Here is a 23,779-nt window from a genome sequence, read left to right as displayed (position 1 = left end):
TCTTCCGCGTATTTCTCGGCCTACCCCGAAATGGGGAGCGCCGCCTTGTACGGCTAGAATAAAGAATGTTATGCGACGCATATTCCTCGCGTTCTCAGGGCAGAGGACAGCTCCGGGTTAGGGAGATAAGCCCCGCAATATTCGCTCGGGGGCCACTCTTACTCGGCCCGAGCGTCGTTCGCGGCGCGTCGCACCACCATAAATTCATACATTTAAATCACGATAAGGAATCCCCCAGTGGCTTTTGTGAATAAAACGATGCTTCACCTCGATCACTCCGACCTGCGACAGCTGCAGGAACAGACCTCCTGGGAGGCGCTGCCCGAGCAGGCTCACGCCCTCAGCCTCGCGGCCGTCTTCTCGCTTCTGCACCACTTCGAGCGCGCATCCGAGCGGGGCGAGAAGGTTTTCTTCCCCGATACGTACACCCCGGTCGGCGTGGATCTGGGCTTCACCATGACTCAGCGTTTTATCGCCGTCGATGACACCGTGCTCTTCCGCGAGGCCGTCAATAAACTCATTACCGCCCTCGTCAACAGCGACTACCTGGAGGTTTCCCTCAGCCAGCTGCACCCCGGCAATCTGAACTACGCGCTCAGCGAGGCCGGGCGCGAGCTACTCGCCGCCCCCAAGGAGAGCCAGGCCCGCGACCTCGCGAAGATTCTGCCCCTGCAGACCGGCGTCTACCTGTACTACCTGCAGCGCTTCTACCCCGAGCTACTCTCACACCTGACGGTCCGCGAGCTGCTGCCGATCGTGCTGAGCGTCACCCCCTCCTACCCCGCGGCCGCCCCCGTTAAGATTCGCGAACTGGTGCTGCGCGAGTGCGGTTTCGTGCAGGGCTGGTACGGCCTGTCCTACCTGGAGCAGCGCATCGTCGAGCCCGCCATCGCCCGGGCGCTGAGCCTGCTGACCCGCGCCGGATACCTGCGCACGAAGACCATCCACGAGCACACCGATTCGCCGGTGACCCTGTACTCGCTCTCGCCCGAGGCGAAGGAACTCGTGGCACGCTACCCCGAGCAGGCGGTACCCGCCGCCGAGCTGTCCTCGGTGCTGAAGGAGGTCCCCGAGGACGATGCCGCCGCCGTAACCGCAGAGGATATTCTCGCGACCGAGAAGCTGCTGGTGCACATGGGTGCCCTGCTCTTCGGCGTGCTCAACGATGGCGGCGCGGACGTCGAGCTGAGCCTGCCCAGCCTGGAGCAGGTCTTTGAGCGGGACGAACGCCTCAAGGCCGCCGCGGAAAACCCCTACTTCCAGCGGATTGAGGCGCAGGACTACCTCTACGACGTGCTGACCGCGCACCGTTACCTCTCCGAGCGCGACACCGTGTACTCGCTGGGACCGGATTTTGCCCCCGCGCTCGCGCAGGCTCAGGAGCCGAAGGTTGAACGCCTGGTGACCGCAACCCTGCTCGACCCCGCCGCGGTGGACGCGCTGCCCTACCCGCACCAGCTGCTCTACCCGATCCTGAAGATTGTGAGCGAGAGCCCGCGCATCTCGTACTACGACGTGTACGACGAGCTGAAGGCTTCCCTCAACATCCCCTACCTGCAGGGGGAAATCGCGCCGCACCGCTACAAGCTGACCCCGCGCCTGCGCAACCGCTTCTCGGTGGCTATGCACGTGCTCAAGGGTGAGCGGCTCTTGAACGCCCTGCGCGAGGGTACGGGCCGCACCTCCCGCAAGAACCCGGAACGCTACGAGCTGAGCGAGTCGGGTCGCGAGCTGCTGGAGCGCTTCCCCGAGGGCGCCCCGGAGGCGGTGACCGCCCGCATGGCGCCCCTGCCGCCGCAATCGCTCAAGCACAAGCTGCCGCAGGATATTGCCGAGGAGCTTGCCGCCCGCGAGCAGGCGGTGCAGGCAGCCAAGGAGGCGCGCGCCGCCGAGCGTCAGGCCCGCCTGGCCGCTCGTGAGCAGTCGCATCGTGCCGAGCCGGTGCCGGGCGCATCCCCCGCGATGCTGGCCCGCCCGGGTGCCGCCGCGTCCGCTACCCCCTCGGCCTCGGAAGCCCCCGCGGTACCCGTCTCGGTTCCGGCCCCCGCACAAGCAACGGCCCCCGCCGTTTCCGAGGCACCCGCCGCAACCGTGAGCGTCGAGCCCTCCGCAGCCCTTGAGGTCGCCGCATCCCAGGTGCGTGAGGCTCTCAAGCGCTACCGCGCGGTCTTCCGCCGCGAGGCCCTGGTCCCGGCGCTGGCGGGCGTGAGCGACGAGCGGTTCCGCCGCATCGGGTTCGATCTGTTCCTCATGCGCGGCTACAGCGTTGAGCCGCTGGATGCTCAGGGCGTGGACGGCGTGGCGACCCCCGCCAGCGGCGATGCAGAACGCGCGTTCTACATTCGGGCCCTACGTCTGGATTCCGGAACGGTTTCCCCGCGGGAAGTCACCCAATTCTTCCTGGCCGTACACGCCCGAGGCGGTCAGCTCGGCACCTTCATCACGAACACCGCGTTCAGCGATGAGGCCTACGACGAGTTCATCCGCTGCTCGACCAAGTACCCGCAGATTCTGGTGGATCTGGTTTCGGGTAATGAACTGCAGGATCGCCTCATCGCGCACCGCCTGGGCGTGGCCGAAGGAGCCGGCGGTCTGCTCGAGCTGAAGGGCGAGTACTTCACGAGCTAACGGCCCGCAGGGTGGCCAGGCGGAGCCGGGAGGTCCGCATCCGGACGAAAGAGCCACTATCGAGGGGCCCGTGCACACGAGAATCATCCGTGCGCGCGGGCCCCGTGCTCTCCCGGGCCCCCACCCGGTCCGCCCCGTCGCGGTGTGTAATAATACCGCCACAAGAGGGGCATATCGTGGCAGAAGGCACACTGCTGGGTTAGGATATGAACATGAGCACCTACCAGGAACTTCCGAGCATTTACCGCGTGAAGCGCCAGTTGAGCGACGTCGATCAGCTGGCCAACGATTACTTCGAAAAGGTCCTCGACCTTAACCCCGTGCTGGCTACAGAGCTGGGCCGCAAGGGCGTCGAAACCCTCTACCCCGATTACTCCCCCGCCGGTGAGAAGGCGCTACACCGCCTGGCCAAGAAAACCCTCAAGAAGATTGACAGCGTTCTGCCCATCGACGACGTCGACCTGGTCACCCTGGACGCCCTTCAGGAGCGCTTGAGCCTGTACCGCGCCCAGCGCAAGGCGGGATTCGGCTATTGGCAGCTCAACAACATCACCTCTGTGCCGCAGGAGGTGCGCTCCGTCTTCGACCTCATGAAGCGCAACTCCCGCGAGGACTGGGAGCACATTATCGGCCGCATGCACCGCGTGCCCGAGGCGCTGGACGGGCTCGTGCTGAGCCTCGAGGCGGCCCGTGCGGACGGCAAGATTTCCCCGCGCCGCCAGGTGGACATCGTCATCGAGCAGACCGCCGCGTACTACGCGCCCGGCGGTTTCTTTGACGAGCTGGCCGCCGAGGTTGCCGCCGCCGAGCCCGAGCTGGCCGAGGCCGCCGCAGAGGGTGCCGAGCGCGCCAAGGACGGTTACCGCCACCTCAATGACTACCTCGTGACGGTTCTGCAGCCCGCCGCACCCGCCCGCGATGCGGTGGGCCGCGAGGCGTACAGTCTGCACTCGCGCTCCTTCCTGGGCACCACCGTCGACCTGGACGAAACCTACGTCTGGGGCGTGAAGGAGCTGGAGAGCATCATCGCCCGTCAGCGCGAAGTGGCCGAAGAGATTGAACCCGGCGCCAGCATCGAGCGCGCCAAGCAGCTGCTCGACGAAGACCCGAACCGACAGCTGAACGGCACCGATGAGCTGAAGGCGTGGATGCAGAAGCTCGCCGACGCGGCGGTGGAGGACCTCTCCGCCGAGCACTTCGCGATTGGCGGCCCCATGCGCCGCATCGAGTGCTGCATCGCGCCCACCCACGAGGGCGGCATCTACTACACCGGCCCCTCCCCCGACTTCTCGCGTCCCGGCCGCATGTGGTGGTCGGTTCCCGAGGGCGAGGACCGGTTCACGACCTGGCGCGAAACCTCCACCGTATACCACGAGGGCGTTCCGGGACACCATCTGCAGATTTCCATCGCCACGGCACTGGCCGGCACCATGAACTCCTGGCGTACCAATATGCTGTGGGTTTCGGGTCACGGCGAGGGCTGGGCCCTGTACGCCGAGCGCCTCATGGAGGAGCTGGGCTACCTGAAGGATCCGGGCGACCGCATGGGCATGCTGAACGCCCAGCGGATGCGCGCGGCCCGCGTGGTCTTCGATATCGGCGTTCACTGCGAGCTGCCGGTGCCCGATGAGTGGACCGAGCGCCTCGGCGTTGAGCCCGGCACGATCTGGACCTCCGAGCTGGGCTACGAATTCCTGAAGCAGAACCTGGACGATTCCGAGGGTCAGGTGCGTTTCGAGTTCCTGCGCTACCTGGGCTGGCCGGGCCAGGCCCCCAGCTACAAGATTGGTGAGCGCCTGTGGCTGCAGCTACGCGAGCAGGCCCTGGCCCGCGGCGAGGATATGCGCCAGTTCCACACTCGAGCCCTGATGCTCGGCTCGGTGGGTCTGGACACCCTGCGTCGTGCGCTCACCGACGAGATGATGCTTCCGCTCGAGGCCGAAGACGACGATGACGACGACTAGGCCGTAGCTCCGCACCGGTTTTTCGTCACGGCCCCGCCGCAACGGCTGGCTTAACGCCGAAGGCCCCCGCCTCAGCTAGTGAGGTGGGGGCCTTCGGCGTTAGGGGGCTCGGTGGTTCAGCCTCGGCCGAGCCCGGCGTGCGTGCCTAGTAGCCGAAGTTTGCCGTGCCGGGATCCTGCGAGGCGGAACCCAGCGAACCGGGGGTGTTCAGGTCAACCAGGTGCGGCGCGAAGCGGCACCAGTAGTCGGTCAGCGCGCCGTTGGACTCACGGATGCCCACGCCCACGCAGCGTCCGCCGACGACCCATACACCCAGAACGGGGTGGCTCACCGGCTGGATGATGCCCTCGTAGCGGGGTGCCGGGATGTACTCCTGGTAGACGAACTCGCTCTCGGGGGCGGTGGAGAAGAAGTCGTCCTCCTCCGGCTTGACGAAGACGTTGTAGTCGGGGGCGTAAATCTCCACGCCGTCGCCCTCGCGCCCGAAGATGGGCTTGCGAACCCAGTTGCGCAGGTCGCCGCGATGCCCGGCGTAGGTGGGTACCAGGTTCGGGTGGCCCGGGTACTTATCCCAGAGAGCGGCCAGCAGTAGCTTATTGGACAGGAACATCTTCCAGGCGGGCTCAATCCAGCGCTGCACCGCGCCGTGGTAGGCGAAGAGCAGCTGGTCGTAGCCCGAGTCGCTGTCGGTGGCCAGGTCCTCCCAGGGGTAGAGCTTGAAGAGGTTGCTGATGGGTCGGCCCTCGGCGTCCTTCCAGCTCTTGGTCGGCTCGTCAAAGATAATCTCGTCGATGGGCACGAGGATGGTTTCGATGCCGGCCTGCTGGGCGGCGTAGGCGATGAGCCACAGGTTGTTGTAGTCCTCCCGGTTCTCATCGATGTCCTCGGGCACGTGGGCCAGGTGCAGGACGGGGCGCTGGCCGCTCGTGAGCTCGGGCGCAAAAATCTGTCGCCAGCGGTCCACGAAGGCCTCGCCGATTTCGCCCCAGTGCGCGTAGCCCTGCATGTCGAGGCGCTGATCCTTGGCCCAGGTCTTCTGGCAGACGGCCGCCTCCACAATACCGGTGGGGGTGTCGGCGTTGTACTCCAGCAGCTTGAGGGGTTCGCCGGGCACGCCGGAGTAGATGAAGTCGAAGCGTCCGTAGAAGTCGGGGTCGCGGCGGTTCCAGGACTCGACGGCCAGGTTGAACGCGCCGTGCGGCAGGCCCAGGGTACCAAAGGCCCCGGAGGCCAGGTAGTCCACGGCGCTCAGGCACATGCGGTGCATTTCTTCGGCCTGGGCGCGGACGGAATTCATCTCTTCCGGGCTGAAGATGTAGGCTGCGTACTCGTTCCAGTAGTGGTCGGGGTCGTCGGGGCCGTCCACGCTGTAGGTGAGGCCTTCTTCGACGATGACCTTCTCCCACTCGGGGCGGCCCAGGGGGAATTCTTCACGGCGCATAGTGGTTTCCTTGCCGGTAGCGGGGGTGATGTACGGGTGCGGATGCGGGAGGGCTTAGCCGCCGGAGCGGCCGCCGCCGGACTTGGAGCCGCCGCCGAAGCCGCCCTTGCTGCCGCTGGATTTGCTACCCGACTTGTTCGAGCTGGACGAACCCGACTTGCTACCCGACTTGTTGCTGGAGCTGGTGCCCGACTTAGAGGAGTTGGAGGAGCCGGAGGAGCCAGAATTGCTACCGCTACTGCCGTTGCGGCGGGAGTTCGAGACGGTGCCGGTCGTGTTATCGCGCACCGAGGAGGTCTTGCCGGTGTTCTTGGTCGAGGTTTCCTTACCCGACGAAATCGTCGAGGACTTCTTGGCGCTGCGGTAGGAGTCCTCGAATCCACCGCCGCTCGAGGGCACGCCGCTGTACACCGTGCCGTTCGAGGGACGGGTCGTGGAGCCGCCCGAGAGCTTCTCGCCCACGCGCGGAATGTAGTTACTCGACGCTCCGTTCGAGTTGGCGGCGCTCTGACGGCCCAGGTAGTACCACAGGAAGGCGTTGGAGCCGCTGTGGTGGGTCGTGGTGGAGGAGTTCGAGGTGCCCGAAGAACCCGAAGAACCGGAAGAACCCGAGGAACCCGAAGAGCTCGAGGAGTGCGAGGAATCCGAGCTGGCCGACTCCGAGGGGCTGGCGGTCGTTTCTTGCGCACCTGCCTTCTCACATTCGGAGTCGTCCACGCGCTGACCGGTCGTGGCGTCCTGGCAGACGCGGGCGTACTCATCGCCGGTGGCGAGGAAGGCGTTCTCTTCCTGATGCATGCTGTTGTAGGCGAAGATGCCGCCACCGATGAGCAGCACACCGGCGCCGGCCACCGCGATCATCTTGGTCACGCCGGGGCGGGTGGCGCCCAGATTCACGGCGTTCTGCGAGGTGGAGCGGGCGGCGCGGCTCGCGAAATCGGCAATGGAGTTAAGGGGGCCTCGCGAGGTCTTGGGCTGATCAACCCGGTGGGTTCCGCCCGGGCGTTGGGGTGCAGAACTCATGCATCTCTCCTTGAAGGTGTCGTGCGGGGGCGTTCTCGCCGGATGCGCGGCCGGCCGGTGAGTACCTGCCGAGGACGGCCTCGGAGGGGGACCACCGGGCCGTTGCACGGGCCGGAAGAGCGAAAACGGCGCTGGTCCGGGGCCTATCCCGGACGCACATCCAGCATAGCAAGGGAGTCTGGGAGTCACCTTAGTTCGGGGAGCCGTCTCACGAGGTTTCACGCGTTGTGCCGGTCTCGTTATACCCGCGTTCCATTCGAGTTTGCCTGTTGTTTGCTTTTCAGCGTTCCGAAGGCTTCGCAGCCTCGTTTCGCGTGGCCTGCTCTCTCGCCGCCGCGCGCCCCGGGTGGTTTCGTGCCGGAGGCGCTGTACGAGGAGCAGGTGGCCGACGAGCCGAAGCGCCTGCAGGTGGCCGAGACTCGCTAGACCCGTTAGGTCGGCCAAGTCGGGTGTTCCCGTAGCTCCGCGCGGACGGATTTGAGGCCGCCGGCACGCTAAGCGGCCGTCACCATGTTTACGGCGTATCTCACTCCCCGCAGTTGCGGGGAGTGAGATACGCCGTTTGCGTACCCGCCGGGGGCCGCACGAATCGCAGGCCTAGACTGCGGCCTGTACTCGACCTGTTCGTGTGCTGCCTGTACGCCCATCGCGAGCGCGGCAAGCTTCAAGGTGCACGTGAGGGTAAACTTCCCGCCCCCGGCCTTAAAATAGAGAGCATGACTGCAGTAGACCCCTCCCCCGTCCCTTCCGCCGAGGCCGCGCCGGTAGGATTGGTGCTTGCCTCCGCATCCCCCGCGCGCCGCAAGCTCCTGGAGGATTCCCGCATCGCCTTTACGGTGCGCGTCTCCTCGGTTGACGAGGACGCCGCGCTCGCCGCCGCCAATGAGCGGGCACGAGCCGAAGGGCGCGAGGGGCTCAGCCCGGCCGAGACCGCTTCCCTCCTGGCGAGCCTCAAGGCCCGAGCGGTTGCCGAGGAGCTGGCCGCCGAGGGCGTGCGCGATGCCCTGGTGCTGGGCTGCGATTCCGTCTTCGAGTTCGAGGGGCGGGCCTACGGCAAGCCGCACACCGCAGAGAACGCCCGCGAGCGCATCACCGCCATGAGCGGGCACCACGGCACGCTCCACACGGGTCACGCGCTCGTGGATCTGCGGGAGTGTGACCCCGAGAAGCATGCGGAGGCGCCCGCCGTTGCCGAGCTGCGCAGCGCCGTCGTGCACTTCGATGAGCTGAGCCCCGCCGAGGTCGAAGCGTACATCGCCACGGGCGAGCCGCTGTGGGTGGCGGGCTCCTTCACCCTGGACGGCTACGGTTCGGCGTTTATCCGCGGTATCGAGGGCGAGTTCCACACGGTGGTTGGCCTGTCCATCCACGCCCTGCGCGAGCTGCTGCGCCGCCGCGGCGTGGCTGTCACGGACCTGTGGCTACCGCCCGAGGACTGATCCACCGGACCAGTCCCGAGGACGAAAACACCCACGCGGGCGCGCACGCCGGACCGCGCCCCGCACCCCCAACACACGTATTTGAACACTAATCGATATCATGGAACAGTACGATGCGCGATATATTCGCCATTCTTGCCGTTTCTCGATATGCTTTCGGCAGGAGATAAAGGAGAGCTTTAAGTGACTCAGAACCAGGCAGAAGCCGCCAAAAAATTTACCGCGGTCCCCGGCCGACACACCGGCCCGGTCAGCAAGATTCTCATCGCCAACCGCGGCGAAATCGCCGTCCGCGTGATTCGCGCGGCCCGCGATGAGGGCCTGCAGACCGTCGCCGTCTATGCTGATCCCGACCGCGACTCCCTGCACGTGAAGCTGGCCGATGAGGCGTACGCCCTGGGCGGTTCCACCGCGGCGCAGTCCTACCTGGTGATGGATAAGCTCATCGAGGTGGCCATCCGTTCCGGTGCCGACGCCGTGCACCCCGGTTACGGCTTTCTCTCCGAGAACGCGCAGTTCGCGCAGAAGTGCATCGACGCCGGCCTGACCTGGATCGGTCCCTCCCCCCAGTCCATTACCCAGCTGGGCGATAAGGTGGCCGCGCGCCACATCGCTCAGAAGGTGGGCGCTCCCCTGGTTCCGGGCACCAAGGATCCGGTCAAGTCCGCCGACGAGGTTGTTGCCTTCGCCGATGAGCACGGCCTGCCGATTGCCGTGAAGGCCGCCTTCGGTGGCGGTGGTCGCGGCATCAAGGTGGCCCGCGACCGCGAGAGCATCGTCGAGATGTACGAGTCCGCCGTGCGTGAGGCAACCGCGGCGTTCGGTCGCGGCGAGTGCTTCATCGAGCGCTTCCTGGATTCCCCGCGTCACGTTGAGACCCAGTGCCTGGCCGATGCGCACGGTAACGTCGTGGTGGTCTCCACCCGCGACTGCTCCCTGCAGCGCCGCAACCAGAAGCTCGTCGAGGAGGCACCTGCCCCCTACCTGAGCGAGGAGCAGACCAAGCGCCTCTACGAGGCCTCCCGCGCGATTCTGCGCGAGGCCGGCTACCAGGGCGCTGGTACCTGCGAGTTCCTGGTCGGCACCGACGGCACCATCTCCTTCCTCGAGGTCAACACCCGCCTGCAGGTGGAGCACCCCGTCTCCGAGGAGATTTCCGGTCTCGACCTGGTGCGCGAGCAGTTCCGCATCGCCCGCGGCGAGAAGATTGAGGAGAAGGACCCCGTGCTGCGCGGCCACTCCTTCGAGTTCCGCATCAACGGCGAGGACCCGGGCCGTTCCTTCATGCCGGCCCCCGGCACCATCGAGAAGCTGAACGTCCCCACCGGCCCCGGCGTGCGCTGGGATTCCGGTTTCGTGGCCGGCGACGTCATCGGCGGCAACTTCGACTCCATGCTGGCCAAGCTGATTGTGACCGGCGCGGATCGTGAGCAGGCACTGCAGCGTGCCCGCCGTGCCCTGTCCGAGCTGAACATTGAGGGTATGCCCACCGTCATCCCGTTCCACCGCGTGGTTCTGGAGGACCCAGCGTTCGTTCCGGCCGAGGGTGAGGACTTCAAGGTGCACACCCGCTGGATTGAGACCGAGTTCAACAACACGATCCCCATGTACGCTGGCGCCCCCGGTAGCGTGGATTCCGATGACGAGGAACGCACCACCGTGGTGGTTGAGGTCAACGGCAAGCGCATGGAGGTGTCCCTGCCCGAGATGGGCGGCGCCGCCAAGCCCGCCGCCAAGCCGGCTTCGAAGAGCCGCAAGTCCCGCTCCTCCCGCGCCGCGGCGAAGGCCGGCGGCGACGAGCTGACCAGCCCCATGCAGGGCACCATCGTGAAGGTGGCCGTCTCTGACGGCGATACCGTGGCCGAGGGTGACCTCGTCCTGGTCCTGGAGGCCATGAAGATGGAGCAGCCCATTACCGCGCACAAGGCCGGTAAGGTTTCGGGCCTGTCGGCTAAGCCGGGCGACACCGTCACCTCCGGTGCTGTGCTGGCGACCATCAAGTAGCGTTTGCGAAGCATCCCCGCTGCGAGTTTCTCTCGCGGCGGGGATGCTTGCGTATTCGGGCTCATCACTCGCGCGGTGCGGCGGCCCCGCGCGTTCCTCCGCTGAGGAGTAGCCGGGGATGCGCCGCCCCTGAAAATTACCGTTCGGAGGGCCGCCGTCCAGATAGTGACGGGGCCTGCGCCAACTTTTCTGAACGGTTTATAATAATGCACTTTAGGGGAACCTTTCGTTCCGAACCCGCACACCCGGTTCAATTCTCCGGTGTCACGGCGCGGCATCATCCCCGCCGCCCCGCACTCCGAGAGCAGCGTCACCTACGCCTCCGGTTCCCTTTTGTACGCACAGTCCATCTTCGGGAGCATCTCTCATGAGCACCACCGCATCCGGCACCAAGGCCTCCGCCGCGCCGGTCGAGAACACGACGCCTCGCAGCCGCGTGATTCTCGCATCGCTCATTGGTACCACCATTGAGTTCTACGATTTCTATATCTACGCCACCGCCGCCGTGGCCGTCTTCCCCGTGCTGTTCTTCCCCGCGAAGGACGCCACGACCGAGCTGCTGGCCTCCTTCGCAACCTTCGGTGTCGCCTTCGTCGCGCGTCCCCTCGGTTCCATTATTTTTGGCCACTTCGGCGACAAGATTGGTCGTAAGGCAACCCTCGTCGGTGCGCTGCTCACCATGGGTATAGCGACCTTCATCATCGGCCTGCTGCCCACCTACCACCAGATTGCTCTCTGGGCACCGACCATGCTGACCATCATGCGCTTCTGCCAGGGCCTGGGCCTGGGCGGCGAATGGTCCGGCGCGGCTCTGCTCGCCAGCGAGTACGCGAAGGAGGGTAAGCGCGCCCGCGCCGCCATGTGGCCCCAGCTGGGTGCCCCCATCGGCTTCGTCCTCGCCAACGGCTTCATGCTGATCCTGACCAGCTTCATCGCTTTTAACTCCACCACCGACGCGAAGAACCTCGAGCACCCCTTCCTCGTCTGGGGTTGGCGTATCCCGTTCCTGCTCTCCATCGTGATGGTCGCCGTCGGCCTCTACGTGCGTTTCCGCCTGGAGGAGACCCCCGTCTTCGCCAAGGCTGCCGCCAACAACGAGAAGGTTAAGACCCCGCTCGTCGAGGCGTTCAAGGTTGCCTGGTGGCCCATGATTCAGGGTACCTTCATCATGGTTGCCTGCTACGTGCTGTTCTACCTGATGACCGCGTGGGTTCTCTCCTACGGTATCGCCAAGGCGGAGAAGGGTGGCCTGGCCATTCCGTACCACGAGTTCCTCATCATTCAGCTGGTCTCGATTATCGGCTTCGCCATCTTCATCCCGATCTCGGGTTGGCTGGCTGATAAGTACGGCCGCCGCACCCAGCAGCTGTGGACCACCATCGCCATGGCAGTCTTCGGCCTGTGCTTCGGCCCGCTCATCTCCCCCGCCGTCGTCGGCACCGGTGCGAACGTGGACACCGTCGCCGTGACCGTCTTCATCTTCATCGGTATGTGCCTGATGGGTCTGTCCTTCGGTTCTATGTCGGCCTACCTGCCGGAGCTGTACCCCACCAACGTGCGTTACACCGCCAGCGGTATCGCCTACAACGTGGCTTCCATCCTCGGTGCGGCTCTGACCCCGTTCGTGGCGGTTTGGCTGAACTCCACCTACGGTGTGGCCGCCGTGGGTGGCTACCTGGCCTTCGCCTCGATTCTGAGCGTCGTCTTCATCCTGCTCACTCACGAAACCCGTGACGTGGACATGAACGCCGTCGGCTCCAAGAAGTAACTTTCTATCAAGTAGCCGAACGCAATAAGCGGTGGGGGTCGTCTTCCATACCTCATGGAAGGCGACCCCCACCGCTTTTGTGTCTGGTCCCGGATGCGGCTAGAACTTACCGCGGGTGTGCAGCTTACGCGCCGCCTCGGCAATCGAGCCGGACAGCGAGGGGTACACCGTGAAGGTCTCGGCCAGATCGTCCACCGTGAGCTTCTTCTCCACGGCCAGGGCGATCGGGTAAATCAGCTCGGAGGCGCGCTGGCCCACGACCACGCCGCCGATGACGGTACCCGAGTGGCGGCGGGCGAAAACCTTCACGAAGCCGTCGCGCATCGCCATCATCTTGGCGCGGGGGTTGGTGCTCAGCTGCAGGGTCACGGCCTCGCCGCGGTAGGAGCCCTCGTGCAGGTCGTTCTCGCTGATGCCGACGGTCGCGATTTCGGGCGAGGTGAAGATGTTCGCCGCAACCTTGTCGGTTCGCAGGGGGCGCACGGCGTCACCCAGGATATGCGCCATCGCGATGCGGCCCTGCATGGCGGCCACGGAGGCCAGCGGGTACACGCCCGTGCAGTCGCCGGCAGCGTAAATATTGTTCACGCTCGTGCGGGACACGCCGTCCACCGTAATGTGGCCGCTCGGGGCGTGCTCCACGCCCGCCGCGTCCAGGCCCAAATCTTCGGTGTTGGGAATCGAACCGATAGCCACGAGGCAGTGCGTACCCGAGACCTTGCGGCCGTCCGAGAGGGTCACAATCACGCCGGAGCCGTCCTCGGTGCGCTCCACTGCGGAGGCGCGCGAGCGGGGCATGACGCGCACGCCGCGACGCTCGAAGACGTCCTCCAGCACGCGGGCGGCGTCCTCGTCCTCGCCGGGGAGCACGCGGTCGCGGGAGGACACCAGGGTCACCTTCGAGCCCAGGCCGTTATAGGCCGAGGCGAACTCGGCGCCGGTCACACCCGAACCGATCACGATGAGCTCCTCGGGCACCTCGCTGAGGTTGTACAGCTGGGTCCAGGTCAGGATGCGCTCGCCATCGGGCATGCCCGTGGGCATCTCGCGCGGATGCGTGCCCACCGAAAGCAGCACGAAGTCGGCGTGCAACGGGTAGACGAGGCCGGCCTCGTCGGTCACCTGCACCGTGTGGCGGTCCAGGAGCTTGCCGGTACCGTGAATAATCTTCACGCCCGCCGAGGCCAGGGCACGCTTGATGTCGGCAGACTGCTGCTGGGCCAGGTCGCGCACTCGGCGGTTCACGCGGTCCATGTCTACCCGAAGCTGCGGGGCCTTGCCCTTGGTATTCTCAATGCCCAGGCTTCCGGCTTCGGAAAAGCGGGTCATCATATCCGCCGTGGCGATAAGCGTCTTGGAGGGCACGACGTCCGTTAGCACGGCCGAGCCGCCGATGGCCTTGCGCTCGATAAGCGTCACGTCTGCTTGCGAGGATGCGGCCACCATCGCGGCCTCGTAGCCGCCGGGTCCGCCGCCAATAATTACAATGCGCTGGGATGCGTAGTTCACCGTTGAAGTCATGCCTTAATTGTGAGCTATGCCGCCTGTTCGGGGCAAACGCACTCGCCGTGCAGATGTGCCATATTATGACACTCCGCACGGCGAACTTCTCCCGAGGGCGCGGGTCGTGCGGGCCGGGTGTTCCCGGCCCGCTGCTTCCCTGCCCCGTTACTCCTCGAGGGCCTGCGGCTTCTCCGCGTAAATCGAGTTGATGAACTTCTCGGCCCACTCCAGCATGGGGCGGTCCACCAGCTCCTTGCCGCCAACCGGCATGGTCTTCGGGCGGGGAACCAGGGTCAGCCAGGTATCCATGCCCTTCGGCTGGGCGTGCGTGGAGCCGGGGTACACGCGCTTCAGGCGCATCTGGCGTGACTCCGGCAGGGGCTGGGCGCTCACCACGCGCACCTTCGGCCCCAGGACCACCATCTCGTGAATACCGGCGGCGCGGGCGTGCATCCTCAGCGTGGCCACGGCCAGCAGGTTCTCCACGGCCTCGGGCAGCTCACCGTAGCGGTCGGCCAGCTCCTCGCGGGCCTCCTCAATCTTCTCCTCGGTGTCGGCCGCCGCGATCTGGCGGTAGGCCTGCAGACGCAGGCGCTCCGAGTCAATGTAGGTGTGCGGGATATGCGCGTTGACGGGCAGGTCGATCTTCGTCTCGACCTCGCGCTCCTCCTTCTCGCCGCGGTAGTTCGCCACGGCCTCACCCACCAGGCGCAGGTACAGGTCAAAGCCCACGCCCGCGATGTGACCGGACTGCTCGCCGCCGAGCAGGTTGCCCGCGCCGCGAATCTCCAGGTCCTTCATGGCCAGCTGCAGGCCCGCGCCGAGCTCGTTGTGGGTCGCCACGGCCTTCAGACGCTCGTGGGCGATCTCACCGAGGGTCTTGTCCACCGGGTACAGGAAGTACGCGTAGGCGCGCTCGCGGCCACGACCCACGCGGCCGCGCAGCTGGTGCAGCTGGCTCAGGCCGTAGTTTTGGGCGTTGTCCACGATGAGCGTGTTCGCGTTCGAGATGTCCAGGCCGGTCTCCACGATGGTCGTGCACACCAGCACGTCGAAGCGGCGCTCCCAGAAGTCCACGATAATCTGCTCCAGGCGCGACTCGCTCATGCGGCCGTGTGCGGTGGCGATGCGCGCCTCCGGCACGAGCTTGCCGATTTCGGCTGCCACGTTGTCGATATCGGCCACGCGGTTGTGCACGAAGAACACCTGGCCCTCGCGCATGAGCTCGCGGCGAATCTCGGCGGTAATCTGGCTGTCGGTGCGCGGGCCGACGAAGGTGAGCACGGGGTGGCGTTCCTCGGGGGCGGTGGCCAGCGTCGAGGTTTCGCGAATACCGGTCAGCGACATTTCGAGGGTGCGCGGGATCGGGGTTGCGCTCATGGCCAGAACGTCCACGTTGGTACGCATCTGTTTGAGCTTCTCCTTGTGCTCCACGCCGAAGCGCTGCTCCTCGTCGATGATGACCAAGCCCAGGTCCTTGAACACGATGCTCTCCGAGAGGATGCGGTGCGTACCGATCATCACGTCCACCGCGCCGGAGGCGATTTCCTCGGTAATCTGGCGGGTTTCCTTGGCCTTCTGGAAGCGGGAGAGCACGCGAATCTTCACGGGGAAACCGGAGAAACGCTCGGTGAAGGTTTCGTAGTGCTGCTGGGCGAGCAGGGTCGTGGGCACGAGCACGGCGACCTGCTTGCCGTCCTGCACGGCCTTGAACGCGGCGCGCACGGCAACCTCGGTTTTGCCGAACCCCACGTCACCGGAGATGAGGCGGTCCATGGGGATTTCCTTCTCCATGTCCTCCTTCACCTCGTGGATGGCGGTGAGCTGGTCGGGGGTCTCGTTGTAGGGGAAGGACTCTTCCAGCTCTCGCTGCCAGGGGGTGTCGGGCGCGAAGGCGTGGCCTCGCGAAGCCTGGCGCGCCGAGTAGAGTTTCACCAGGTCGGCGGCGATTTCCTTGACGGCCTTGCGAGCGCGGGACTTGGTCTTAGCCCAGTCGCTACCGCCCATCTTCGACAGGGAGGGGTTCTCCCCGCCCACGTAGTTGGAGATGAGGTCCAGCTGGTCCGAGGGCACGAAGAGTCGGTCGGGTGCGCCGCCGCGCTTGGAGGGGGCGTACTCGATGACCAGGTATTCCTTCATGGGCTGCACCCCGTTGACGGGTGCGGCGCCGGCCACGGGGCGGGAGGTCATTTCGACGAAGCGGCCGATGCCGTGGCGCTCGTGCACCACGTAGTCGCCGGGGTTCAGGGCGAGCGGGTCGACGGCGTTGCGGCGGCGGCGCGTCTTAAACTTCTGGCCCGATGCGGAGCGCGGCGCGTAGGTGCCGCGGCGGCCGAGCAGTTCGGCCTCGGTGAAGACGGCGAGCTTGGCGTCCTCGAGCAGGAAGCCCGCGGATGCGGGTGCCTCGCACACCTCGACGATGCCGTGTTCGAGGTCCCCGGCGGGGTCCTCCTCGAGGCTTACTCGGCGTGCGGCGGGCACGGAGGCGGCCCCCTCCTCCCCGGAGTGGAGCAGAGCGATGAGCCGGTCGGTCGAGCCGCGGCCGTTAGTGAGGGCGAGAACGGTCCACTGCTGCTGGATGAGGTCGCCGAGGCTTTCGAGCATCCGGTGCACGGAGCCGTTGAAGGCGGTGGCGGGCCGGGCGGTTAGGGTGTAGGTGTCGATGCCCTCCTCGATGGCGTCGGCCAGGGCCCCGTTCTGCAGGTTTTCGACGGATTCGATGGCCTCGGCGGCGTCTTCGAGCAGGCTGTCGTCGGTGGTGAGCTCGGTGATGTCCCACCAGCTCAGGTGTGCGGCGAGGGCCTCGGCGCGGGTGCTGTCGATAGTGCGGAATCCGCTGTCGCTCAGGCGCAGCTGGCCCAGGTCGATGGGCGAGACCGCGTCGGCCTCGGCGGCGGTGTCCCAGGCGGCGGCGAGAAATTCCTCGTTGGTGGCGACGAGGTCTTCGGCGCGGGCGCGCACTCGCTCGGGTTCGACGCTGACTATCAGGGATCCGGCGGGTAGTAGCGCGGTGAGGGTGGTCATGGAGTCGACGAGCAGGGGCGTGAGCGATTCCATGCCCTCAACGTAGATGCCGCCGGCAATCTTTTCGAGCATGGATGCGGCGGCCGGGTAGTCGGCCTTCAGGCGCGCGGCGCGGCTCATGACCTCGGGGGTGATGAGTAGCTCGCGGCAGGGCAGCAGGGTGAGTTCGGTGAGATCCTCTCCCCCGCTGAGGGTGCGCTGGTCGGCCACGGAGAAGTGGCGCATCTCGTCGAGCTCGTCGCCAAAGAATTCGAGGCGCACGGGGGTGGTGGCGGTGGGCGGGAAGACGTCGATGATGCCGCCGCGCACCGCGTACTCGCCGCGCTTGGCGACCAGATCCACGCGGGAGTAGGCGGCATCGTTCAGGCCGCGCACCACGTCCTTGAAGGGGTATTCCTCGCCGCGGACCAGGTGCACGGGTTCGAGCTTTTCGATGCCGGAGACGATGGGCTGGATGACGGCGCGCACGGGGGCGACCACGATGCGGGGGCGGCTCGCGGCGGGCCCGGTGATGGCTCGTAGCACCTGCAGGCGGCGGCCGATGGTGTCGGATCGGGGCGAGAGGCGCTCGTGCGGCAGGGTTTCCCAGGCCGGCATCATGGCAATGTCTTCTGCGGGCAGGTAGGAGCGCAGGGCGTGGGCCAGGTCTTCGGCCTGACGGTCGGTGGGGGCGATGACGAGGCTGAGCGCCTCCGGGGTGCCTTCGCGCACCGCGGTGGAGAGGTCGGCCAGCAGGGCCGCGTGGGTTCCGGCGACGGCCCCGATGAGGGTGCGGGCGCTACGCTCGGCGGCGGGTACGGCGGCCGCGGCGCGGATGGCAGCCCAGCGTTCCTGCCGGTTGAGCAGCTTCAGGAGGGGGTACAGCGGTGCGGCGGGGCTCTTCTGTGTCGCGCGGGTGGGGCTCAAGGCTTCTCCTGAATCATGGTGTGTACGGTACGAGCTGAGTGAGTGGGACGAGTCGAACGGGAGGTATTCCCGCTCTTCCCGCCGCTCGTGTGAACAGCTTTTTTATTCTAGAGCGGCTCCACCCTGCGCGGGTATTTCGCTTTCTTCGTTTCGCAGGGCGGCGAATATTTCTTAAATATTCTGCGTGTCAATTTCTTATATTTCGAGGGTGCCCGGTCTGCGTGATTTTCGGAGTTTTTCTCTCTCCTCAACATTTAGGGCACAAATCACATTTTTCCGGTATGCGCGCAGAGCCTCCGGGCCCCGAATTCTCAGCTTCATCCTGTACGCTAGTCAATACACCGACGAGAGCACTCTCACGCATTCTTCCGAAACGAAGTGTTTTAAAGAATTACCACCTTTTATATGCATTTCGTGATGCGCTGTGCTTCTTTGAGGTCTCAATATCACCGTTTCTTTCGATGTTTCTTCCGGAACGTCGCATCAGAAAGACACATATGACAACCACATACACACAGCGTCCCGACGCCGCGCCCCGCAAGCGGGCGGCGAAAAAGTGGGCCGCATTCGCACTCGCTATGGGTACCGCGTTTGCCGCGGCGCCTTTGATTCCCTCTACGCCCGCCTCCGCTGCGATCGGAACCCACGATGGCTCCAGCAGCGATAAGGCGGCTGCTTCATGTTACGAGGTCAAGCAGGTCAACCCCTCGGCCTCTTCTGGCACCTACTGGCTGTACACCCCTGCCATGAGCGGTCCCGCGCAGTTCTACTGCGATCAGGAGACCGACGGCGGCGGTTGGGTCATGGTTGGCCGCGGCCGAGAGGGCTGGACCGAGTCCTATAACGGCACGGGCGACCCGAACCAGCTGCACCAGAACCCGACCGGACCGGCCGCATTCACCCCGGTCCAGCTCTCGGGCACTACCGTGGATGCCCTGCTGAACGGTATTAAGCCGCAGGACCTCCCCGACGGCATGCGCCTGCACCGCGCACACAACGCGCGGGGCACCCAGTGGCAGGACGTGTACGTTCAGCGTCCCCAGACGGATCAGTGGACCTGGGCCATGAGCTACGCCCAGCGCTGGGGTACCGTGCGTTTCAAGGGCGCGGGCATTAACCGCACCGCCCGCATGGGTCTCTCCGCCTCGGAGATGGCTCCGGGCATCACGACCAGCTCGGTTCGTTTCTTCGCCAACCCGAACCAGGGTTACCAGATTGGTTTCGCCTACGGTTCCCTGGTGAACTTCGGTAGCGAAAACCCGGATTCGTACATCTATCAGAAGCGTGGCTCGGCCGGTTACTCCATCCCCTTCACTCAGGTGTTCCTGCGCCCGAAGCTGACGCAGAACGACCTGCACTTCTCCTCAATCGGTTCGGGTTCCGCGGCAAGCAACCGTCGCGCCCTGCCCAATAGCTACACGATGCCCGTGCGTTGGCGTACGAGCGAGCAGACCGGTACCGGCAAGAAGAACGAGATGAACACCTACGTTCAGGCCATCACCCAGGTGGGCGATACGGTCTTCACCGGCGGCGACTTCAAGTACGTCGAGTCGGCCGGTGGCGAGCGCGTGAACCAGTCCTTCCTGGCCGGTTACAACGTGGATTCGGGCGAACTGGTTCGTTCCTTCCGCCCGACTTTCAACGGTCAGATTAAGGCGCTTGAGGCCCTGCCGAATAACCGTCTGGCGGTCGGTGGCGAGTTCACCGAGGTCAACGGCGAGAAGGTCAACCACTTCGTGATTCTGGATGCGACCACCGGCCAGATTGACCGTACCTGGGATGTTCAGGTGCAGCGCCGTAATGGCGATGCGGCTCAGGTGAAGACCCTGCTGGTACAGGACGGTTACCTCTACATCGGCGGTAACTTCACCCACGTGAAGGGCAACACCTCTTCCTCGTACGCGTACTCGCGTGGTGCGGCCCGCATCAAGCTCTCCAACGGTGCGGTGGACTGGAATTGGCGCCCGAACTTCAACGGCACGGTCAACGGTATTACCGCCGCTTCCGATAATTCGACGGTTCACGCCGCCGGTTACTTTACCGAGCTGAACAATCAGCGCGCTTTCCGTCTGGCCGCGTTGAAGGGCTCCGACGCTTCGAACATTAAGTGGGAGTGGGAGCCCTCGCTGAAGCTGAACATTACTGACCGCATTGTGTACGCGTTCCAGTTCGATGTTCAGGATGCCGGCTCGACCGTGTGGACCGGCGGTGCCGACCACCTGATCGCTAACTACTCGAAGAACGGTTACGGTCGTATTTCTTCGTCCATCTCTAAGTACGGTGGCGACTGGCAGGACCTGCACCTGAGCGGTAACACGATTTACGGTGCCTGCCACTGCGGTGACGTCCTCTTCGAGGGCTCGACCGGCTACCACACGTACTGGAAGGAGTCGAAGGCCGTTCACCGCATGCGTCTGGTGGCCGCTTTCGATAAGGACAGCGGCGAGGTCATCGGCGAGTTCAGCCCGGTGCTCAAGGGCGCCAGCGGCTACGGCGTGTGGGAGTCCTTCGTGGATTCGCGCGGCAACCTGTGGGTGGGCGGCGACATTAACCGCTCGCTGGGTGCTAACGGTGAGCAGCGTACCGTGGGCTTTGCCCGCTTCGCGGCTCGCGACGTGACTCCCCCGGCTACTCCCTCGAACCTCTCGGCCCGTCGAGATGGTTCGACCGATAAGCTCTCGTGGTCCGGCGTTCGTGAGGGTGGCGTGCGCTACCAGGTGTTGCGCGATGACCGCGTGATTGCCACGGTGAGCGGCACCAGCTACGAGGTGGAGCACACCGACGGCGCCCGCTACTACGTGCGCGCCATCGATGGTTCCGAGAATTACTCGGCCTCCACGGGTGCGGTTCAGGCCTAGCACCCCCGTCGCGGGTTAAATGAGCCCGCATCTTTCCCGGCTGTCGCCTGCGAGAGGTTCCCCGCGGAACTCTCGCAGGCGGCGGCGCACCCGGGGTATCGCTACCCCCCCTAGTTTTGGTTCTTTCCGAGCTCGACGCGGCCCGCAGGGTTCGCATCGGCGGTCAGACCCGTTCCGCATCTTCTTGACGGCCGTTCCGGCGACGTCAGGTGATGCGGTTGAACGCGTTCAGGGGCAGCCGGCGGGTCACCCGCTGACAGGTTCTGAACGTATTCATTCAATTTCCGATAACTACACTCACTGATTCCGATGGTGGACACGCTGTTAGCTCGGGTTGAGCGGCTTTCTTTAAGGCGCTCGCAGCACCGATGCGCAAGAGAGCCGAGCACGAGAAACGCGCCCGCTACCGGTTGAGGTCTCTGAGGAGAGACAATGAATTTTCTTCCGTTGATGCGTCGGGGGCGTTCTCGATCCCTGACCTCTGGCGGCGACGCCGTTCCCCCCAGTTCTGGCGTAGCGTCCCGTTCGAGGTCCCGGGCTTGGGGCGCCGCGGTGGCTTCCGCCGCGATGGTGGTTGCTTCGCTGGGTCCGATTGCTTCGGGTGCGCAGGCTGCCGACGCCGGCTACTATGATGGTTCCTCGAGCGAGCGAGCCGCGGCCAGCTGCTGGGAGGTTAAGCAGAACAAGTCGAACGCCAAGAGCGGCGCATACTGGCTGTACACCCAGCAGATGAGTGCCCCGGAGCAGTTCTACTGCGATCAGGAGACCGACGGCGGCGGCTGGGTCATGATTGGTCGAGGCCGCGAGAGCTGGACCGAGAACTATAACGGTCGTGGCGATGCCAAGCAGCTGTACCAGAACCCCACCGGTTTTGACGCGGTGCAGTTGCCGGGTCAGACGGTGAACGCGCTGCTGAACGGTACCCGTCCGCAGGATCTGCCCGATGGCGTGCGCTTCCACCGAGCTATGAACGTGAACGGTACCGCTTGGCAGGATTTCAAGGCGACGCGTGCCGCAAGCACCGAGTGGTCCTGGACCTTCCGCGCAACGATGTACTGGTCGAACATTTCGATTACTCATCCGCGACAGTACCGTGGCTACAACTACTACAGTCAGGATAAGACTGAGGGCAATATCTTCCGTTACGGCTATTCGGACGATTACCGTTCCCTGTACTTCGCGGAGAAGCCCTCGCAGGGTTACAAGCTGGGCTTTACCTACGGCCCGAACGCCAGGATTACGGGTTGGTTCCAGAATTACCTGCTGAACAGGACTTCTTCGTATATCTACCGTCCGGCGAACGACCATTCCACTCCCCTGGTCTTTACCCAGATTTTCCTGCGCCCGAAGCTGACGCAGAACGATCTGGCGGCTAAGGGTCTGCACGACTACGGCCAGCAGGGTGCCGAGGCAAGCAACCGCCGCGCACTACCCAATAGCTACTCCGAGAAGTGGAAGTGGCGTACGAGTAAGACGACCGGTACCGGCAAGAAGGGTGAGATGAACACCCAGGTGGAGGCCATTACCGAGGTGGGCGGCGCGGTCTTCACCGGCGGCGACTTTGCCTACGTCGAATCGGCCAGCGGCGAGAAGGTCGACCAGGCTTTCCTCGCGGCTTACGAGGTGGGTACCGGCGAGTTGCGCCGTTCCTTCCGCCCGAGCATCAACGGTCAGGTGAAGTCGGTTGAGGCGCTTCCGAACGGTCTGTTGGCCGTGGGCGGCACCTTCGACACGGTGAACGGTGAGAACCACAACGGCTTCGTGCTGCTGGATCCGAAGACCGGTCAGGTGGCGAAGCAGTGGGATATTCACGTTCAGAGCCGCATCTCTTCCCTGCCGGTGCAGGTGAAGACCCTGCACGTCCGCGACGGGTACCTGTACCTCGGTGGCTCCTTCACGCACCTGAAGGGTAACACCTCCCCCACGTACGCCTACTCCAGGAACCTGGCCCGCATCAAGCTGAGCAACGGCGAGGTGGACTGGAACTGGCGTCCGGTCTTCAACGGCACGGTGAACGGTGTGAGCGCTTCCGAGGGCAACAGCCACGTGTACGTGGCTGGCTATTTCACGCAGCTTAACGGCGGTGAGGCTTTCCGCCTCGCCAACATCACCAATCCCCGCCAGAGCGGCGGCGACTGGACCCACGAGCCCTCGTACGTTCCTTCCCGCGCCCAGACCTGGGACCTGAAGAACGAGCGTAGGATGTGGGGCTTCCAGTTCGACGTTCAGGACGCCGGCTCCTCCGTCTGGCTGGGCGGTACCGAGCACATGATTAGCCGCTACGATAAGTCGAGCATGCAGCGTACCTACAGCGCGATTACTCGCGAGGGTGGCGACTTCCAGGATCTGCATCTGAGCGGTAAGACTATCTACGGTGCCTGCCACTGCGGTGACTTCATCTACCAGGGCGCAACCAAGATTGATGCGGAGTGGAAGAACGCTACGGATGCCCAGACGATTCGTTTGGTCGCGGCCTTCGATAAGGACACCGGCCAGGTGCTGCCGGAGTGGGCCCCGATTATGAACGGCGCGCACGGCTACGGCGTGTGGGAGTCCTTCGTGGATTCGACCGGTACCCTGTGGGTCGGCGGCGACATCAGCAAGTCTCTGGGTGCTAACGGCGTGCAGGACACCGTGGGCTTCGCTCGCTACGCAGCTCGCGACGTGACTCCCCCGGAGACCCCGCAGAACCTGCAGGTGAAGCATAACGGTGCGAAGGATCAGCTGAGCTGGTCCGCTGTGCCGGAGAAGCGAGTGACCTACCAGGTGTTGCGCGATGACCGTCCGATTGCGACGGTGACGGACACGCACTACTCGGTTGATCATCGCGATGGCGCCAAGTATTACGTGCGTGCGGTGGATACCTCGGGCAATTATTCCGCGAGTACCCAGGCCGTGCGGGCAGCATAACCCCTTTTCAGAGCGGATATCGAGTAATATAACGTTTAATTCAACGTGATATTCGCCCTAATGCCCCGGGTTAGTTTTACAACTCACCCGGGGCATTTTGCACATAGTGTATGTATTTCCCTCGGATGCATCATAGTTTTCTCACCTAAAGATATACATTTCCCTCATATGCAGGTTTATACCCAGCAATACCTGTTCTTTATTCTCAAATGTTATGAAAATGCAATCTTTAAAGTCCGGGTATTTTCCCAGCTTGGCGTGATAGCCTTTAGGGGCCGAGCCTCCGGGCGCGGTATTATCCTTCCGGAATA

The 23,779-nt window shown here is 64.7% G+C and carries 12 protein-coding genes; 8 read left to right on the top strand and 4 right to left on the bottom strand.

Features of this window, described 5'->3' with window-relative positions; genetic code table 11:
* Positions 1-237 precede the first annotated feature (237 nt).
* Positions 238-2,628: a restriction endonuclease gene (locus HMPREF2944_RS03520; RefSeq protein WP_070680536.1), complete on the top strand. Its 2,391-nt coding sequence runs from the start codon at positions 238-240 to the stop codon at positions 2,626-2,628.
* A 212-nt stretch (positions 2,629-2,840) separates the two neighbouring features.
* Positions 2,841-4,592 carry a DUF885 domain-containing protein gene (locus HMPREF2944_RS03515; RefSeq protein ID WP_070680534.1) on the top strand — a complete coding sequence of 584 codons (1,752 nt, stop codon included), beginning with the start codon at positions 2,841-2,843 and terminating at the stop codon, positions 4,590-4,592.
* A gap of 145 nt (positions 4,593-4,737) precedes the next feature.
* On the opposite strand, the gene HMPREF2944_RS03510 is transcribed toward HMPREF2944_RS03515, so the two are convergent.
* Together HMPREF2944_RS03510 and HMPREF2944_RS03505 are read right to left on the bottom strand one after the other, a co-directional pair.
* A complete protein-coding gene (locus HMPREF2944_RS03510) occupies positions 4,738-6,033 on the bottom strand; it encodes a glutathionylspermidine synthase family protein (RefSeq protein WP_070648903.1) in 1,296 nt (431 codons plus the stop codon).
* Between the two features lie 54 nt (positions 6,034-6,087).
* Positions 6,088-7,056, bottom strand: coding sequence for a hypothetical protein (locus tag HMPREF2944_RS03505; RefSeq protein WP_141755730.1), 969 nt, complete (start codon positions 7,054-7,056; stop codon positions 6,088-6,090).
* A 273-nt stretch (positions 7,057-7,329) separates the two neighbouring features.
* On the opposite strand from HMPREF2944_RS03505, the gene HMPREF2944_RS09240 reads away from it, so the two are divergent.
* From HMPREF2944_RS09240 to HMPREF2944_RS03490, 4 genes are all read left to right on the top strand, one after another.
* Complete coding sequence (locus tag HMPREF2944_RS09240; protein WP_161800385.1) at positions 7,330-7,482, top strand: hypothetical protein; 153 nt, start codon at positions 7,330-7,332, stop codon at positions 7,480-7,482.
* Positions 7,483-7,772: 290 nt separating this feature from the next.
* Complete coding sequence (locus HMPREF2944_RS03500) at positions 7,773-8,495, top strand: Maf family protein (RefSeq protein WP_070680530.1); 723 nt, start codon at positions 7,773-7,775, stop codon at positions 8,493-8,495.
* A 183-nt stretch (positions 8,496-8,678) separates the two neighbouring features.
* Positions 8,679-10,499: an acetyl/propionyl/methylcrotonyl-CoA carboxylase subunit alpha gene (locus HMPREF2944_RS03495; protein WP_070680527.1), complete on the top strand. Its 1,821-nt coding sequence runs from the start codon at positions 8,679-8,681 to the stop codon at positions 10,497-10,499.
* Between the two features lie 367 nt (positions 10,500-10,866).
* Positions 10,867-12,267, top strand: a complete 1,401-nt coding sequence (locus HMPREF2944_RS03490; RefSeq protein ID WP_070680522.1) for an MFS transporter — start codon at positions 10,867-10,869, stop codon at positions 12,265-12,267.
* 99 nt (positions 12,268-12,366) lie between these two features.
* Here the strand turns inward: HMPREF2944_RS03490 and HMPREF2944_RS03485 are convergent, their stop codons facing one another.
* Together HMPREF2944_RS03485 and mfd are read right to left on the bottom strand one after the other, a co-directional pair.
* Positions 12,367-13,788: an NAD(P)H-quinone dehydrogenase gene (locus tag HMPREF2944_RS03485; protein WP_049343058.1), complete on the bottom strand. Its 1,422-nt coding sequence runs from the start codon at positions 13,786-13,788 to the stop codon at positions 12,367-12,369.
* A gap of 147 nt (positions 13,789-13,935) precedes the next feature.
* Positions 13,936-17,700, bottom strand: a complete 3,765-nt coding sequence (mfd, locus tag HMPREF2944_RS03480; protein ID WP_070680518.1) for a transcription-repair coupling factor — start codon at positions 17,698-17,700, stop codon at positions 13,936-13,938.
* Between the two features lie 497 nt (positions 17,701-18,197).
* On the opposite strand from mfd, the gene HMPREF2944_RS03475 reads away from it, so the two are divergent.
* Together HMPREF2944_RS03475 and HMPREF2944_RS03470 are read left to right on the top strand one after the other, a co-directional pair.
* Positions 18,198-20,558: a fibrinogen-like YCDxxxxGGGW domain-containing protein gene (locus HMPREF2944_RS03475; protein ID WP_070680516.1), complete on the top strand. Its 2,361-nt coding sequence runs from the start codon at positions 18,198-18,200 to the stop codon at positions 20,556-20,558.
* A gap of 552 nt (positions 20,559-21,110) precedes the next feature.
* A complete protein-coding gene (locus HMPREF2944_RS03470) occupies positions 21,111-23,468 on the top strand; it encodes a fibrinogen-like YCDxxxxGGGW domain-containing protein (protein ID WP_246826246.1) in 2,358 nt (785 codons plus the stop codon).
* Positions 23,469-23,779: the final 311 nt, after the last annotated feature.

It is taken from the genome of Rothia sp. HMSC072E10 (assembly GCF_001813965.1).
In the GTDB taxonomy this organism is placed as follows: Bacteria; Actinomycetota; Actinomycetes; order Actinomycetales; family Micrococcaceae; genus Rothia; species Rothia mucilaginosa_A.
Note: the sequence above shows the minus strand (reverse complement) of the source record. Positions and strands in the feature narration are given on the sequence as shown.

Coding starts and splice junctions, on each gene's coding strand:
- HMPREF2944_RS03500 (WP_070680530.1), top strand. CDS start 7,773: ATGACTGCAGTAGACCCCTCCCCCGTCCCTTCCGCCGAGGCCGCGCCG.
- HMPREF2944_RS03505 (WP_141755730.1), bottom strand. CDS start 7,056: ATGAGTTCTGCACCCCAACGCCCGGGCGGAACCCACCGGGTTGATCAG.
- HMPREF2944_RS03475 (WP_070680516.1), top strand. CDS start 18,198: ATGACAACCACATACACACAGCGTCCCGACGCCGCGCCCCGCAAGCGG.
- HMPREF2944_RS03510 (WP_070648903.1), bottom strand. CDS start 6,033: ATGCGCCGTGAAGAATTCCCCCTGGGCCGCCCCGAGTGGGAGAAGGTC.
- HMPREF2944_RS03515 (WP_070680534.1), top strand. CDS start 2,841: ATGAGCACCTACCAGGAACTTCCGAGCATTTACCGCGTGAAGCGCCAG.
- HMPREF2944_RS03485 (WP_049343058.1), bottom strand. CDS start 13,788: ATGACTTCAACGGTGAACTACGCATCCCAGCGCATTGTAATTATTGGC.
- HMPREF2944_RS03490 (WP_070680522.1), top strand. CDS start 10,867: ATGAGCACCACCGCATCCGGCACCAAGGCCTCCGCCGCGCCGGTCGAG.